The organism is Pseudomonas sp. S37, from assembly GCF_016658545.1.
Taxonomy (GTDB): Bacteria; Pseudomonadota; Gammaproteobacteria; order Pseudomonadales; family Pseudomonadaceae; genus Aquipseudomonas.
This window is the reverse complement of sequence record NZ_JACVZC010000003.1, coordinates 89832-105477: the sequence shown is the minus strand read 5'-3', so window position 1 is coordinate 105477 and position 15646 is coordinate 89832. Positions and strand designations below refer to the sequence as shown.

Genomic DNA, 15646 nt, shown 5'->3' with positions numbered 1-15646 from the left:
GGTCAGAAGTTGTAGGCGATGCGGGTGTACCAGAAGCCGCCATACGGATCGAACGGCGAGATCGAACCGAATTTCGGGAAGCCGTTGACGTCGCCGGCGGGGAAGGCGTTGTTATCGGCACGTACATCGAACAGGTTGTTGGCGCCCACGGCGACGTCGAAGTTGTCGGTCACCGCGTAGGCCACTTCCAGGTCGGTGAGCCACTTGGCGCCGTAGGTCACGTCGTAGTCGGGGTTGGCGTCGCGAGCGATGACCTTGTCGTAACGGGTCACGGCGGCGTTGACGGTAAAGCGCTCGATCTGCCAGTTGGCGCTGAGGATCAGCTTGGTCTTGGGGTTGGCCACGGTAAGGTAGCCTTGTGCCACTCGGTCGAACAGCTCCAGGTTGTTGCCGGCGGCCCTGAGCGACGTCGGGGTCTGCTTGATGTCGTCGATCACGGTCTTGTTGTAGTTGGCGCCGATGCCGTACTTGACCCGGCCGAACCGGCCATAGTCGACCCGGTAGTCGGCCACCAGGTCGATGCCGCGGGTGGTGGTGTCTGCCGCATTGGTGAAGTATTTGATGCGGTAGCCGGGCTTGTAGCCGTTGGCCACGAGGACCTGATCGACGCCGTTGCCGTACAGGAAGCCGGTGAGGGCAATGCGGTCACGGATCTCGATCTGGTAGGCGTCCAGGGTCACACTGGCCCGGGGCAGGGGTTGCCAGGTCAGGCCGAGGCTGATGTTGCGCGACTTCTCCGGGCTCAGGTCCTCGGCGCCGAGGGCCTTGGCCAGGGCCGAGTCGACGCGGGCGGTCTTGGCTTCGACGAACTGCGAGACGCCATTGACCGTGGTGTACTGGTTGGCGGTCTGTGCGTAGGTCGACTGCGACAGCGACGGCGCACGGAAGCCGTTGCTCAGCGTGCCGCGTATGGCGAAGGTCGGGGTGAAATCATAGCGCGCGGTCAGCTTGCCGCTGCGGGTATTGCCGCTGCTGTCGTCATATTTTTCGAAGCGCGCGGCAGCCCCCAGGTAAAGCTTTTCGGTCGGGTTGAAACCGACGTCGAGGTAGCTGGCGTAACTGTTGCGGCTGGCCTGGCCTTCGTCTTCCGGGGTCAGGGTGATCGCGCCCTGGGCGCCCACAGAGCCGGGTTGTCCGGCCAGCGGGCCGCTGGGGTAGATGTAGCCACCGTTGATCCACGACAGCGGGTCGTCCGACTCGGTCTTGTAGCGCTCGTGCCGGTGTTCCAGGCCCCAGGATACTTGCAAGGGCTTGCTCAGGCCGACCTCGAAGGCGCGGGTCAGGTCGAGGTTGTTGGTCCATTGGTCGAAGGTGTTGGTGTAGGTGTCGAAATGGGTCGGGCTGCCCGGGCCGAGCGAGGCGTTGAGGGTTTCGTCGGCGCCGGCCTGGCTTTTCGCCCGGCCGAAGGTGGTGCTGAGGTCCCATTGCCAGGCGGCGATCTCGCCCTTGCCGCCAGCTGCGGCCTGGTAGTCGGTTTCCTTGAGGGTGTAGAAGGGCGCAGTGCCGTCCGGGTAGATCTCTGGAATGATGTTGGTCGAGTTTGGCCGTCGATAGTTCTGGCCGCCCTTGGCGTCGCGCTGGCTGAGGGTGGAGAAGGAGTACAGGGTCAGGTCGTCGCTCACCGGCAGTTCGGCGTTGTACGACAGGTTGATCGCCTTGATCTTCGGTAGGCCGTTCTTCTGCACCTCGCGGTCGGCCGTGTCATTGCGCGGGTCGCCGGGAAAATACAGGTTGCCGGTGGCCTCGCGGGAGCGGGTGGCGGTCTGCACCGACTTGGCATCCAGGGCGTAGTTGAAGAAGCCGCCGCTATCGCCCAGGGCCAGGCCCTGGTTGAGGGTCTGGCGCAGGTTGCCGCCGTCGCCGTCCTCGTAGTACTGGCCATATTGGGTACTGACCGAGCCGCCGTTGTCGTGCTGCTTGAGGATGATGTTGATTACCCCGGCGATGGCGTCGGAGCCGTACTGTGCCGATGCACCGTCGCGCAGCACTTCAATGTGGTCGATGGCACTGACCGGGATCATGTCCAGGTCCACCGGGTTGGTGCCGTAGGCGGCAGTGGAGTCGAGGTTGATCACCGAGCTGTTGTGGCGGCGCTTGCCGTTGACCAGCACCAGCACGTTGGAGCCGTTCAGGCCGCGCAGGCTGTAGGGGCGGGCGACGCTGTCGTTGGAGGTGCCGGAAGGGCGCTGGGAGAACGACGGCAGGGTTTTCTGCAGGGCTTCGCGCAGGCTGCTGGAGCCGGTCTGTTCGAGCTGCTTGCTGTCGATCACGTCGATCGGTGCCGGGCTGCTGGTAACGGTGCGCACCTCGCTGCCGCGCGAACCGGTGACAATCACCGTGCCGAGCGCGGCGTCACTGTCGGCGGCCAGCGCCAGCGGGTTGAACAGGTAGCCGGCGAGCAGCGCCGGGGCCATGGACAAGGGAGTGAATACGGACTTCATGACGGTTCCTAAGGGTTCGCTTGGCAGTCAGGCCCTGGATGTGCGGTCGAACGGGCTCTCATGGGTTGTTTCAGGTTTTCCAGGCATGGCCGGGCCTGCGGGAGGTCCATTGCTCCCGTGGTTCGGCGTGTCTGTGTGTCGTCCGGCGCGCGCCGGTGCGCTTATGCCGCTGCGGGCTCCTGGCCGCTGAGCAAGGCACTGAAGCGTCGGTCCCAGAAGTCGCGGACCGTCACCGGTTGGCGCAGCAGGCCGCTGTCATGGAATAGATCGGCGATGCGCTGCTGGGCGGCGATATCCTCGTCGCTGACCGGGAGCAGGCGACATGGCTGCTGGCGCTGGTCGAACTGTTGCAGGTAGAGGGTGCGAGAGATGCCGGTCAGGGTTTCGTTGCGTGCGGCCCAGGCCTGCGGGTTGCGCTCCACCCAGTCCCACGTGGCACGCTCGCGTTCGAGGAAATCGGCGATCTGCGCCTGCTTGCCCGGTTGCGCCAGCACCTTCGCGCTGGTTGCGATCAGGTAATTGCCGCAGCGGTAGCGGCTGGCGTCGGCCAGCAGTTCACCGTCCATCTGCGTCAGGGCCTGCAGCGCCCCGATGCCGCCGGCGATGATGGCGTCCAGATGGCCGTTCTGGAACGCGACCAGCGCGTCCCGCGCCGGCATGGGGCGAGCCTGGACATCGTCAAGGGCAAGGCCGTTGTCGCGTAGCAGGTTGAGCATCAGGAAGTGGGTGTCGGTGGCGCGCACGAAACTGATGCGTTTGCCCTTCAGGTCGGCGATCGAGTGGATACCGCTGCCGCGCTTGACGATCAGGCCGCTAAGGTTCTGTTCGCCCTGGTAGCTGGCGATCAGCACCAACGGGTTGCCGGCGGCACTGGCGAACAGCGGCAGCACCGGGCTCATGAAGGCGTAGTCGAGGCTGGCGCTGGCGAAGGCTTCGAGGACCATGGCACCGCCGGGGATGTCCACCCATTCCACGGGATAGGGCGTGGCGGCCTGGCCGGCATCGCCGAGGAAGCTCGCGGCCTGGCCCTTGTAGCGCCAGACCCGCAGTGCCTGTGGGGTGTTCGCCAGCGCCGGGGCCATGCCCGCGGCGAGTCCGAGCAGGGCGCCGCGCTGGATGAACCGTCGGCGGTAAAGGTCGATATTCATGGCTCAGTCCAGCAGATCAGGTTGTTGCTGGACGATGCGGTCCCACAGCGGCAGGAAGTTCAACCACCCGAACAGCTCCCGCTGGGCCGGATCGAAGCTGTCCTCGCCCGCTTGCGGAATGCGTGGCTGGCCGGCGGAGTACGCCAGCAGATGAGCGCGGGCGGTGTCATCGGCAAGGATAAAGCGCCATGCCGCGCTCTCCACGGTCTGGCCGGTGGTCCATAGGCCATGGTTCTGCCAGACCAGCAGGTTGTTGTCGGCGAAGGTCTCGACGAAGGCGTGGGCCACCAGGTCGCGATCGGCGGTGCCCAGGGCATGCCGGTCGAACAGTACCTGCTCGCCGACGAACGCCGAGGACTCGGCGGTGATCGGCTGGAACAGCTGGCCGAGGGACGACCAGACCCGGCCGTGGAAGCCGTGCAGATGAGCAATGCCGACGACCTCCGGGCGGGCCTTCTGCAGCTCGTAGTGCAGTTCCAGGGCACTGGTGTTGAGCAGCCCGTCACCCTCCACTACCTGGCCCTGGCCGTTGACACGCAGCAGGTGGCTGGTGCGGATCTGCGAGAACGGCACGCCCAGCGGGTTGATCCAGTAGTGGTCGGTCTCGATCGGATCACGGGCGGTGAAATGCCCGGCCAGGCCGACCTCGAAGCCCAGCTCGGCGAACAGCCTGTACGACGCAGCAAGGCGTTGCTTGCGGTGTAGGCGTTCGGCGTCGAGATCGGCGTGGGTGGTCGGGGCGCTCAGTTGCAGGCGGTGGTTGTGGTTCGGCAGGCGGGTGATGCTATGGCTCATGGGGCGTACTCGCAGGTGGATGAATCGGGCGCCTCCACCGTGCGAGGGGTCGGGTCTGAAGGGACTGTAGCAAGGGGGAACGAGGGGCAGAAATACTGTTTTGATCTATTTTTATTATTATTATTCAGAATAAAAAATCAGATGGATATTTAACTATCGCATTTTAGTTCTGGGCCCATAGTCGGCAGAGAACTCTGTAGGAGCGGGCTTGCCCCGCGAACACCGGCGCAGCCGGTGCCATGCACCGCGCTGGATTCTTCGCGGCTAAAGCCGCTCCTACAAGGATATGCTGGCAGGCGCTCCGCGTACCCTGTGGGAGCGGGCGCGCCCGCGAAGAATCCAACACGGTGTATGGCACCGGCTGCGCCGGTGTTCGCGGGCACGCCCGCTCCCACAGGGTCCCTGCTAAATCAGTTAGTTAGCTGAAGTTCTATGAGAGCGGGCGAAAGCGGATAGCAATATGGCTCACACGGCGTCCCCGATGCGTTCGTTGGTGTGCTGTGGCGATGACGCATGGCGGTTCTGCGGTACTTCCAGCCCAAGGTGCCCGCGCAATGTACGGGCCTCATACTCGCTACGGAACAGCCCGCGCTCGCGCAGGATCGGCAGCACTTCGTGGGTGAAACGGGCGAAGTCGCTCGGTGCGCCCACATGAATGTTGAAGCCGTCCACGGCACCCTCGCGGAACCAGCGTTCGATTTCGTTGGCCACGGTCAGCGGTGAGCCGACGAAGCTGGAGTAGGGCTGGCCGAAGCGCAGGGCCGCCTGGCGCAGGGTCAGGTTCTGCTCGGCGGCCACACGCTTGATGCGCTCAGCGTGGCCCCGGTAGCCGTTGCTGCCCAGGTCGCCCAGTTGCGGGAAGGGCGCGTCAAGGTCGTACTGGCTGAAGTCGTGGTAGCTGAACGGGCGGCCCAGTTGCACCAGCGCCTTGTGGATGTCCAGCTCACCCTTGCGCTCGCGTTCGATGGCCTGAGCCTGCTCGTCGGTATCGGCAATGATCGGGTCGATACCGGGGAACAGCAGCACGTGATCGGGGTTGCGCCCAGCCTCGGCGGTGCGCCGTTTGATATCGGCGTAGTACTCGACCGCGTCTTCGAAGTTGTCGACGCCCGCGAAGATGCCTTCGGCGATCTGCGCCGCCAGGCCGCGACCCGATTCAGAAACCCCGGCCTGGAAGATCACCGGCTGGCCCTGGGGCGAGCGGGAAATGTTCAACGGCCCTGTGACCGAGAAGAACTCGCCCTGGTGGTCCAGACGATGCTGTTTGCTGGCGGTGAGGAAGCGCTTGTTGGCTTTATCGCGGGGGAAGGCGTCATCCTCGTAGGAATCCCACAAGCCTTGCACCACGGCGACATGTTCATGGGCGCGGCGGTAGCGCTCGCCGTGGTCGATATGCTGCTCGCGGCCGAAATTGCCGGCGGCGCCCTCCAGGCCGGTGGTGACCACATTCCAGCCGGCGCGGCCATGGCTGATATGGTCCAGCGAGGCAAACTGGCGAGCGACGTTGAAGGGTTCGGTGTATGAGGTAGTCAGGGTGGCGACCAGGCCAATGCGCTCGGTGGCCCCCGCCAGCGCCGACAGCAGGGTCAACGGCTCCAGGCGGTTGAGAAAGTGCGGCGCCGACTCGGGGGTAATGTACGGGCTGTCGACGATGAACACGAAGTCGAACCTGGCCGCTTCGGCGGCGCGGGCCTGTTGCTTGTACCAGTCGATGTCGATGCTGGCATCGCCAGGTATCTCTGGGTGCAGCCATTCCTGCTGGGTAGTACCCACGCCGGTGAGAATGGCGCCAAGGTGCAGTTTGCGTTGAGTCATGGGGTTATCCTTTCATCAGAGGTGTGGTGCGGATGTCAGCTGGGCTGGCCACGCCGCAGAGCTGCATGACGATGTTCAGCTCCAGTTCGTTGGGGTTTTTCCAGCCCCAGGTGATCTCGCAAGGTGCTGCCCTGATATTCCGTACGGAATATCCCGCGCTGTTGCAGCTCCGGCACCACTTGCTGGAGGAAGCGCTCGGCACCACCGGGCATGTACGGTGGCATCACCACGAAGCCATCGGCGGCGTGTTCGTCGAACCATTGCTGAATCTGATCGGCCACGGTTTGCGGCGAACCGATGAACTTGGCGAAGGCGAGGCTGGAGGCGTACCAGCGGCCCAGCTGTTCGAGGCTCCAGCCGGCTTCGATGGCATTGCCGATCACCACGTCGAAACGGCCCTTGCTGCCGCGAATATGCTCGCGGATATCCGGTACCGGTGCTTTTGGGTCGTGCTGCGCCAGGTCGTAGTTCATGCTTGCCGACATGAACGTCAGGCCGGCGATGGGCAGGACCAACGCGTCCAGCTCGGTGGCCAGCGCCTGGGCCTGCTCATCGGTGTCGGCGATGATCGGGTACAACCCTGGCAGCACTTTGACGGCCTCGCCGCTGCGGCCCGCCGCCGCCACCTGCTGCTTGAACTCGCGGTAGAAGGCTTTGGCTTTCTCCAGGGTCGACTGCACCGGAAAGATCACCTCGGCGTTACGTGCCGCCAGGGCCTGGAATGCCGACGACACGCCTGCCTGGATCAGCACCGGATGGCCTTGTGGCGGGCGCGGCAGGTTGAGCGGGCCGCGCACCTCGAAGTGCTTGCCTTGGTGCTCGGCGTAGCGGATTTTGCTGGCATTGGCGTAGCGCCCGCTGCTTTTGTCCAGTAGCAGGGCATCGTCTGCCCAAGTGTCCCAGAGGCTGCGCACCACATCGAGAAACTCCTCGGCCTTGGCATAGCGCTCGGCATGGCCGAGGTGCTGATCGAAACCGAAGTTTCGCGCTTCACCATCGTTGACCGAGGTCACCGCATTCCACGCCGCCCGCCCATGGCTGAAATGGTCCAGCGTGGCGAACTGCCGGGCGACGTGGAACGGCGCGTGGTAACTGGTGGAAATGGTCGCGCCCAACCCGATGCGCGAGGTCAGCACACTGAGCGCCGAGAGCAGTGCCAACGGTTCTGGCGAGCCATTGGGGCGCCAGGTCACGGCGGCGTCGAAATTACCGCCGTGAATGTCGTCCAGGGCGAGTTTGTCTGCAACGAAGAGCATGTCCAGCTTGGCTGCCTCGGCCTGCTCGGCAAGGCGCTGGTAGTAGCGAATATCCAGCGCAGTGCCGAGTTCGGCCTGGGGGTGGCGCCATCCGGCCAGGTGCGAGCCCGCTTGAGTGACGAACAGCGCCAGGTGCAGTTTACGCGCCATCATTGGGCCCCCTGCTTGCGCACGCGATGCCTGAGCAGCAGGGCGTGGATTTCATCGCGCTGCGGCGCAGAGAGCGGCTTGGTCAGGTCGACGCCGCTGATTTCGGCGCCGACGGTTGGCTCCAACGGGGTGACTTTGAGTGCTTCGGTGAGTGCGACAACATTTTCAGCAGGCATGGTGCTGTCCTCTTGTGGTTACCAGTCGTAGGAAAGGCGTGCGTAATAGAAGGCGCCGTTGAGGCCGTAGGGGCTGAATGCGCCGTACTCATCGAGGTTGTTGATTTCGGTAGGGTTACCCGGCAGGTTGGTCTGCACCAGGTTGGGCGATTGTTTGTCGGGGCGTACGCCAAACAGGTTGTTGGCGCCGATAGCGGCCGACAGGTTGTCGGTGATCAGGTAGCTGATATCGAGGTCGGTGATCCACTTGGCGCTGAACTGCTTGTCGGCCGCGGCCGTGGTGCCGGCCTCGGTGTACTTGCCGTAGCGGGTCAGTTGCAGGTCGGTGATGAAATCGCCGACACGCCAGTTGCTGCCGAGCACCAGCTTGTCGCGCGGGCTGCCCTCGGTCAGGTCGGTTTGTGCCTGGTGGCCGAAGGTCACGTAGTTACGACCCAGCAGGGCGGCTGCGCCACTTTCCTTGATGTCGCGGATGGTGGTGCGGTTGTAGCTGTACAGCGCCGACCAGCGCACCTGGCCGAAGCGGCCGTAGTCACTGTGCAGTTCACTGACCAGGTCAATACCATCGGTGCGGCTGTCGACGCCATTGAGGTTGTACTGCGCGGAGTAGGCGTCGCTGACCTGGATGATCTCGCTTTTGACAATGCGATCCTTGATTTCGATGCGGTAGGCATCGAGGGTGACGCGGGCATTGCGAGTCGGCTCCCAGGACAGGCCGATACTGAAGTTGGTCGACTTCTCCGGCTCCAGGTCCTTGCTGCCAAGGGCTTGAGCCTCGGCGCTGCCCGGTGGCAGGTAGCGGGCCTGGATGATGCGGGTGGTGCCATCGGCCTGGAGCACACCGGTGTTCTGTGTGACCGAGAAAATCTGCTGGGCCAGCGACGGCGCGCGAAAGCCAGTGTTGAAGGTGCCGCGCAGGGCCAGGCCTGGCGCCAACTCATAGCGGCTGGCGAGCTTGCCGCTGACGGTGTTGCCGGAGCTATCATCGTAGTGCTCGAAGCGAAACGCGGCGCTGGTGTACAGGCGTTCAGTGAGGTTGCTGCCGGCGTCGATATAGAAGGCGTAGCTGTCGCGGTCCAGCGAGCCGGCGTCGCCAGGTGAAGTGCCGGTGAACGATTGCAGGCCCGGCGAGGGCTGTTGCCCTGCGCGCGGATGGCCAACGGGGTAGGCGTAGCCGCCGTCGCGGTAGGAATCAGGTTCGCCGGCGCCTTGCAGGTATTTTTCCCAGCGGTGTTCGATACCCGCTGACAGTTGCAGGGGTTTGGGCAGGCCAATTTCGAAGGGGCGGGTGAAGTCGAGGTTGGTGGTCCACTGCTGAAACTCCTGGGCACCGAGGTAGAACAAGGTCTTGCTGGCCGGGCCAATGGACGCGTTGAGGGTGTTTTGCGCGCCCAGGCGTACGTCATCCTTGCCGTAGGTGGTGGACAGGTCGTATGCCCAGCCGGCGAAATCGCCTTTGCCGCCAACGGCGACCTGGAAGTCCTTTTCGTCGATCAGCCGTTGTGCATGGAAACCGTCCGGGTAGATCTGCGGGATCGAGGAGACGCTGGTGGCGCGGAAGCTGCCGCGGGTGTCGACGATGCTGCGGTCGCTGTAGGTGGAGAACGAGTACAGCGTCAGGTCATCGTTGATGGGCAGTTCGGCGTTGTAGGAGAGGTTGTAGACTTCGTCGCGGTTGGAGCGGCCATAGCCTTTCTCCAGCAGCCGATCGACCGACTCCTCGCGTGGGTCGGCTGCTGCCCCTGGCGTACCGAACGGCACTGACTGGCCGTTGAGCACCGGGTAGTACCACGCCCCCTGGGCATCGCCAGCGGCATAGGAGGGCCCTTGCAGGCGGATGTCCAGCGAGGTGTTGAAGAAACCGCCGTTGTCGCCCAGGGCGAAACCGCTGTTGATGCCGGTCTGGGTCAGGTCACCGGGTTTGTCCTCCTGCTGGCCGACGGTGACACTGGCACTGCCACCGCTGGCCTGGCTTTTGAGGATGATGTTGAGCACCCCGGCGATGGCGTCGGAGCCATATTGCGCCGAGGCGCCGTCACGCAGCAGTTCGATACGTTCGATGGCCGAGGTGGGGATCAGATCGAGATCCACCGGTACGCTGCCACTGGCGATACGCGCAAAGTTGTTGTAGACGGCGGTGTTGTGACGACGCTTGCCGTTGACCAGTACCAGCAGGTGGTCGCCGGACAGGCCACGGATCGACACCGGGCGCACCGAGTTGGAGGTGCCGCCACCTGACTGCGCCGGTGCGCTGAACGATGGCACGATACGCCCAAGGGCTTCGCGCAAGCTGGCTTTGCCGGTTTTGCGGATCTGGTCGCCGCTGATGATATCGATGGGCGATGGGCTGTCGGCCACGGTCAGGGTATTGCTGCGGTTACCGGTGGAGATCACCGATACCGTGTCGAGTACGGTGTCCTCGGCCCAGGCGCTTGCGGGTAGTGCCAGGCAGAGCAGCGACAGGGCGTAGGGAAGACGATTTTCGGGACGAACGAATCCTTGCGCGCGCATTGGCCGCATCCTTTTCAGTTGTTCAAAGGAAAACCCTGACTCATTGAATTAGCGTTGACGTTGTAGGAGCGGGTTCACCCGCGAACACCGGCATAGCCGGTGCCATCCACCGCGTCGCCTGCTTCGCGGGTTAACCCGCTCCCACAGGAATCGCACCACCTTCGTGGAATGCGCCACCCTGTGGGCGCGGGCTTTTCGAGTTGTCGAACCGGCGCGAACACCGGCGCAGCCGGTGCCATGCCCCGCAAATCAGGCGCTTCTGGCCACCTTCTCGTTATCGCCCAGCACCCTATCCACCGCATCAATGATCACCTGCGCCTCACTGCGCACCAGCCAGTCCGGGCTGACCTCGGCAAAGTGCACGCGCTTGTCCGTGCCGATAACCACCACGGTCGGCTGCGGCAGCTCCCACGTCCCGGTGCCGGTAACTTCACCGATCCCTGGCCCCTTGCTCAACGAAGCTTGGCGCGAAGCCTCGTCGAACTCATAGAGCACGCCCAAGCGGCGAGCCAGGGCGTTGTCCTTGTCGCTGGCGACTTGCAGGCTCAGGTTGTGCCTGGTCTTGATTTCAACCAGGCGCTCGGGCACCTGCGGGCTGACTGCCACCAGGGGTACGCCGCGTGCCTGCAGTGCCGGTTGCAGGTTGCGCTCGTAGTAGGGGATGGCGATGTTACACGCCGGGCAGCCGGCAAAGCGGAAGAACACCAGCACGGCAGGGCCATCGGCGACCAATTGATCAAGGCTTAGCGAGCCGCCTTCGACTTTGAGCAGCTCGAACGCCGCGATGCTGTCACCGGCCCTGACGAACTGGTCATGGTGCGCTTGATCGACCAGCGTCTGGCGCTGGTCGATGTTCACTTTCAACGCTTCGGGTGCCCAGGTGCGCACGCGCTCGGCGTGCAGTTCGGCCAGCAGGTCATTGAGCGATTCACTCATGCCACTTCTCCTTGTGCACGGCGCAGGGTATTGCGGTTGGTGGGCACGGCCAGGCCGAAGCTTTCGCGCAGGGTATTGCCGTCGTATTCACGGCGTACCAGGCCACGGGCCTGCAACAGTGGCACCACGTATTCGGCGAAATAAGCCAGGCCGTCGGGCAACAGCGAGTTGATGATGAAACCGTCGGCTGCGCCGTCTTCGAACCAGTCCTGCAAGGCGTTGGCGACTTCCTCTGGCGTGCCGACGAAATCACGGCGCGGACGTGAAAAGTGCAGGGCCACTTCACGCAGGGTCAGGTTTTCATCCCGGGCTTGCTGTTTGATGCGGTCAGAGCCGCCTTTCTGGCTGTTGCTGCCCAGGTCGCCGAGGTCGGGGAATGGGGCGTCCAGATCGTGTCTGGAGAAATCGTAATCATTGAACGGGCGACCCAGGGCGACGATGGCGTCTTCAATGGTCACCAGCTCTACAGCCTGTTGGTAGCGGCTTTCCACCTCTTCGGCATCGCGGCCGATGATCGGGCGAATGCCGGGCAGGATGAACAGCTCGTCCGGGTTGCGGCCGGCCTTGGCAGCACGCTGCTTGAGGTCCGCGTAGTAGGTGCGGGCGTCGGTGAAGGAGTCCGGGCTGACGAAGATCGCATCGGCATTCTGCGCGGCGAAGTTGCGGCCATCCTCTGAGGTACCGGCCTGGAAGATCAAAGGCTGGCCTTGGCGCGAGCGCTGGATGTTCAGCGGGCCTTTGACCTTGAAGAACTCGCCTTGGTGATCGAGGGTATGGAGTTTTTCCGGGTCAAAAAATTCGCCGCTTTGCTTGTTTCGTGTAAAGGCATCGTCTTCCCAGGAATCCCACAAGCCTTTGACCACATTCACATGCTCGCGGGCAATACGGTAGCGGGTGGCGTGCGGTGGGTGCTGCGCCTTGCCGAAATTGTCGGCAGTGCCGGACAGCCACGAGGTGACCACGTTCCAGCCGGCGCGACCGCCGCTGATCAGGTCCAGCGACGCGAACTGGCGGGCGACCTGGAACGGCTCGGTGTAGCTGACCGTCACGGTGGCCACCAGGCCGATGTGCTCCGTCACTGCCGCCAGTGCCGACAGCACGGTCAGCGGCTCGAAGCGGTTGAGGTAGTGCGGGCTGGATTTGGCGTGAATATGCAGGCTGTCGGCGATGAAGGCAAAGTCGAACCTGGCCTTTTCGGCCAACTGCGCCTGCTGCTTGTAGAAGCCGAAATTGACGCTGGCATCGGCCAGCGCGTCCGGGTGGCGCCATTCGCCCCAACCATGGCCGACACCGTGAATCATTGCACCGAGTTTGATCTGCGGTTTGCTCATGCGGGTTCTCCGGATTTGAATAGGCTTATTGCTGTTTCTGTGTCGAGGCTGCCAGCTGCTCGACCTGCAAGTGACGGCTGGCGTTGAAGCTCTTGTCGAAACCTTGGCTGACGTTCACTGGCCGCGTCAGTACGCCCTCGGCCAGATAGGTGTCGGCGGTGTTCTGCAGGTTGGCGATGACCGCATCGGTGATGGCCACGGGCTGGAAGTCGGTGTTGCTGGCCGAGGCCAGGTGCACTTCCACCGGCAGGCCGGTGACCTTGGCCTGGGCTTGGGCGTATTCGCGTGGGTGGCTGTTGACCCAGCTCCAGGCGCGGTCGATGCGCTGCACGAAGTCGTCGAGTTGCGGGCGTTTGTCCGCAATGGCTTTGTTGGTGGCTGCGAGGTAAAGGTGGTTGGTCAGCAGGTCGTCACCCTTGCGCAAGATGCGCGCGCCGTTCTGGGTGATGGCAATGGTGGTGTACGGGTCCCAGGTCGACCAGGCGTCGGCGTTGCCGCTTTCCAGGGCGCTGCGTGCGTCGGTGGGCAGCAGGTTGACGAAGGTCACGTCGCTGGTTTTCAGGCCGGCGTCCTGCAGTGCGCGGATCACCAGGAAGTGGCCGATGGAGCCGCGGTTGGTGACGATGCGTTTGCCCTTGAGGTCGGTCACGCTTCGCAGGGGGGAATCCTTGGGTACCAGGATCGAGGTGCTGAAGCGGCCGTCGGCATGGGTGATGCTGACCGTCTTCAGCGGCGCGCCGGCACCCAGGGCGAACACGTAGGGCGCGTCGCCCAGGGCGCCGATATCCACGGCCCCGGCATTCAATGCTTCCCCCAGGGGGGCGGCGGCAGCGAATTCTGAAAAGTCGATGCGATAGGGCACATCGTCCAGCTCGCCAGCGGCTTCGAGCAACACCTTGAGCGAGGATTTCTGGTTGGCCACGCGCAGCGGTTCCAGGTCTGCGGCGCTGACAAGGCTTGCAAGCAGTACGCTGGCGCTGAGCAGGCTGGTCATGAACGTGCGGATCAGCATGGAATGTCTCCTGTCAGTTTTTCGAAAGGCTGCGGGCGAGCACGAAGATTTCCTCCATGCGCCAGTGCTGGTTGGTGTAGCGCGGGTCATCGGCCCATTCGTGCCAGCCAGAGTCGCGCCGGTATTGGCCGAGCAGGCCACTGGCGCGGATCTGCTCGGGGTCGACGGTGACCGCGTGGTCGCTGGCGGGGTGTACGTAGAGGGCGTCGCTGTTGCAATACAGCTCGCACATGAAGCAGGTCTGGCAGTCGGCCTGGCGGGCGATGGTCGGCAGGCCGTCGATGCCTGCGGCGAGTACGTCTGTCGGGCAGGCGGCCACGCATTGATTACAACCGTTGCAACGGTCGCTGAGGATCAGCTCGATCATGCCGGCACCTGCGCCTGGGCCTGCAGCGGATCGCGGCGTACCCAGGGTGCATCCAGGCCGCCGCTGCGTAAGTGCAGGTCAAAGCTTGCAAGCTGTCGGGGCACATCGCTGCGCTGATGGATGCCACGGCTTTCCTTGCGCTCCAGCGCGGCGCCATAGCACCAGCGGGCGCTGGCGAGCATGGCGGCGGTCTCCCGCCAGCGCAGTTGCGCGGCGGGATCACGGGCGGCACGCTGTTCGCGCAGGCGGTCCCAACTGTTGTTAAGCTCCGCCAGGGAACGCTGCAATTGTGCACCCGTGCGAAACAGGTTCTTGTCGTAGGGGTGCATTTCGTCCTGCACGGTGCTGACCAAGTCGCTACTGCCCTTACGGTCGTCGCCAAGCGGCAGCAGGCCGACGCGTGCGGTGCCGTAGCCGGGGCCGGAGCGTAGCGGGTGTTGACGGGCATGCAGCGCAGCGCCACGGCCAGCCCACTGTCCGCTGGACAGCGCCCAGGACGAATTCACCGCGCCGCCGCCAGAAATAGCGCCCGTTACCTGTTCGCGGCTGGCTGCATCGCCTGCGGCGAACAGGCCTGGCAGGCGGGTTTGGCAACTGTCGTCGACCAGGCGCAGGCCGCCGACGCCTCGGACTGTGCCCTCGCCATGCAGGGTTACGGCAAACTTGTCGCGGTAGGGGTCTATCCCTGAGCGGTCGAACGGCAGCATCAGGTTCGGCTGCACATAGGGCAGGCGTGCGCGAATGTCGTGAGGAATGCGATCCAGGCGGCAATACACTGGCCCTTCGAGCAGGGCACGGGCCAGCGATTGGTTGAAATCGGGCCCCTGGCTGATCGGCAGTTCGCGGCCGCTGGCATCGAAATAGCGGCCAAAGGTGTAAACCATCGAGCGGGTCATGGTGCTGCCAGCCGGGGCGATGCAGTAGTAGCTTGAGAACTCCATGCCGGACAGCTCGGCACCGGCTTCGACGCCCATCAGGTAGCCGTCACCGGTGTTGTTCTGGCTGCCCAGCAGGCGTGAATGAAAGGCACAGCCGCCCGTGGAAAGCACCACCGCAGGGGCCCGCACCACCCATTCGCGCTGCTGCTGGCGCTGCAGGCCCCGGGCGCCAGCCAGCTCGCCGTTGCCGTTCTTGAGCAGCTCCAGCGCAGGGCTGTGGTCGAGCAGGGTAACGCCATGCTCCAGCGCCAGTTGACGCATGGCACGCATGTATTCCGGGCCACGCAGGGCGCGGTACTGCTTCTCGCCTTGCGGGTTTTCTGGAAAGCGATAGAGGCGGTCGAGGCTCGGTAGCGTTTGCCAGGTGGTTTCCAGGATGCGCGCCATCCAGTCGGCATCGCCGAGCCCGGCGGCGCTGGCCATACGCTTGTCGATGGCCGCTTGACGCTGCTCGGGCGGCACCCACCAATGCCCAGGGCCTGCCGTGGCGGTTACACCGCTGGTGCCGCAGAAACCCTTTTCGGTCAGTACTACGCGCGCGCCGTCGCGGGCTGCTGCGACCGCAGCCCAGGTGCCCGCCAGGCCGCCACCGATCACCAGCACGTCGGCGTCGATCTGTAGCGTTGGGGCACGGGTGGTGAGCGGAGATGTCATGGGTTGCTTGCTCCTGGAGGGGGTCGTAAGGACGGCCTCCGCCAGGCATGGGGTCGGTCTTGAATCAACCATATCTTTCTAAGAAACGGCTGTGAAAGTCTTTGTGGTTCTAAGCT

The 15646-nt window shown here is 64.1% G+C and carries 12 protein-coding genes; all 12 read right to left on the bottom strand.

Annotated features, from left to right (window positions below):
- Positions 1-2 precede the first annotated feature (2 nt).
- Positions 3-2441 carry a TonB-dependent receptor plug domain-containing protein gene (locus IAE39_RS02200; RefSeq protein ID WP_201198997.1) on the bottom strand — a complete coding sequence of 813 codons (2439 nt, stop codon included), beginning with the start codon at positions 2439-2441 and terminating at the stop codon, positions 3-5.
- A gap of 161 nt (positions 2442-2602) precedes the next feature.
- Complete coding sequence (locus tag IAE39_RS02195; protein ID WP_201198995.1) at positions 2603-3589, bottom strand: ABC transporter substrate-binding protein; 987 nt, start codon at positions 3587-3589, stop codon at positions 2603-2605.
- 3 nt (positions 3590-3592) lie between these two features.
- Entirely contained in the window at positions 3593-4384 is a 792-nt protein-coding gene (locus IAE39_RS02190; RefSeq protein ID WP_201198994.1) for a class II aldolase/adducin family protein, read from the bottom strand.
- A gap of 465 nt (positions 4385-4849) precedes the next feature.
- Complete coding sequence (locus IAE39_RS02185) at positions 4850-6199, bottom strand: LLM class flavin-dependent oxidoreductase (protein WP_201198993.1); 1350 nt, start codon at positions 6197-6199, stop codon at positions 4850-4852.
- 35 nt (positions 6200-6234) lie between these two features.
- Complete coding sequence (locus tag IAE39_RS02180) at positions 6235-7605, bottom strand: LLM class flavin-dependent oxidoreductase (RefSeq protein WP_201198992.1); 1371 nt, start codon at positions 7603-7605, stop codon at positions 6235-6237.
- Positions 7605-7781 (bottom strand): hypothetical protein, encoded by a 177-nt coding sequence (locus IAE39_RS02175; protein WP_201198991.1) that lies wholly within the window; start codon positions 7779-7781, stop codon positions 7605-7607. The genes IAE39_RS02180 and IAE39_RS02175 overlap by 1 nt, the downstream gene beginning before the upstream one ends.
- 18 nt (positions 7782-7799) lie before the next feature.
- Entirely contained in the window at positions 7800-10292 is a 2493-nt protein-coding gene (locus tag IAE39_RS02170; RefSeq protein WP_201198990.1) for a TonB-dependent receptor plug domain-containing protein, read from the bottom strand.
- A 249-nt stretch (positions 10293-10541) separates the two neighbouring features.
- The gene (locus tag IAE39_RS02165) at positions 10542-11228 is read right to left on the bottom strand and encodes a peroxiredoxin-like family protein (protein ID WP_201198989.1); all 687 of its coding nucleotides are present in this window, start codon (positions 11226-11228) and stop codon (positions 10542-10544) included.
- A complete protein-coding gene (locus IAE39_RS02160; RefSeq protein ID WP_201198988.1) occupies positions 11225-12559 on the bottom strand; it encodes an LLM class flavin-dependent oxidoreductase in 1335 nt (444 codons plus the stop codon). The genes IAE39_RS02165 and IAE39_RS02160 overlap by 4 nt, the downstream gene beginning before the upstream one ends.
- Before the next feature lie 25 nt (positions 12560-12584).
- Positions 12585-13568, bottom strand: coding sequence for an ABC transporter substrate-binding protein (locus tag IAE39_RS02155; RefSeq protein WP_201199062.1), 984 nt, complete (start codon positions 13566-13568; stop codon positions 12585-12587).
- 16 nt (positions 13569-13584) lie between these two features.
- A complete protein-coding gene (locus tag IAE39_RS02150; RefSeq protein WP_201198986.1) occupies positions 13585-13938 on the bottom strand; it encodes a 4Fe-4S dicluster domain-containing protein in 354 nt (117 codons plus the stop codon).
- On the bottom strand, positions 13935-15530 hold the full coding sequence (locus IAE39_RS02145; RefSeq protein ID WP_201198984.1) for an FAD-dependent oxidoreductase: 1596 nt from the start codon (positions 15528-15530) through the stop codon (positions 13935-13937). Before IAE39_RS02145 ends, IAE39_RS02150 begins: the two co-directional genes overlap by 4 nt.
- Positions 15531-15646 lie beyond the last annotated feature (116 nt).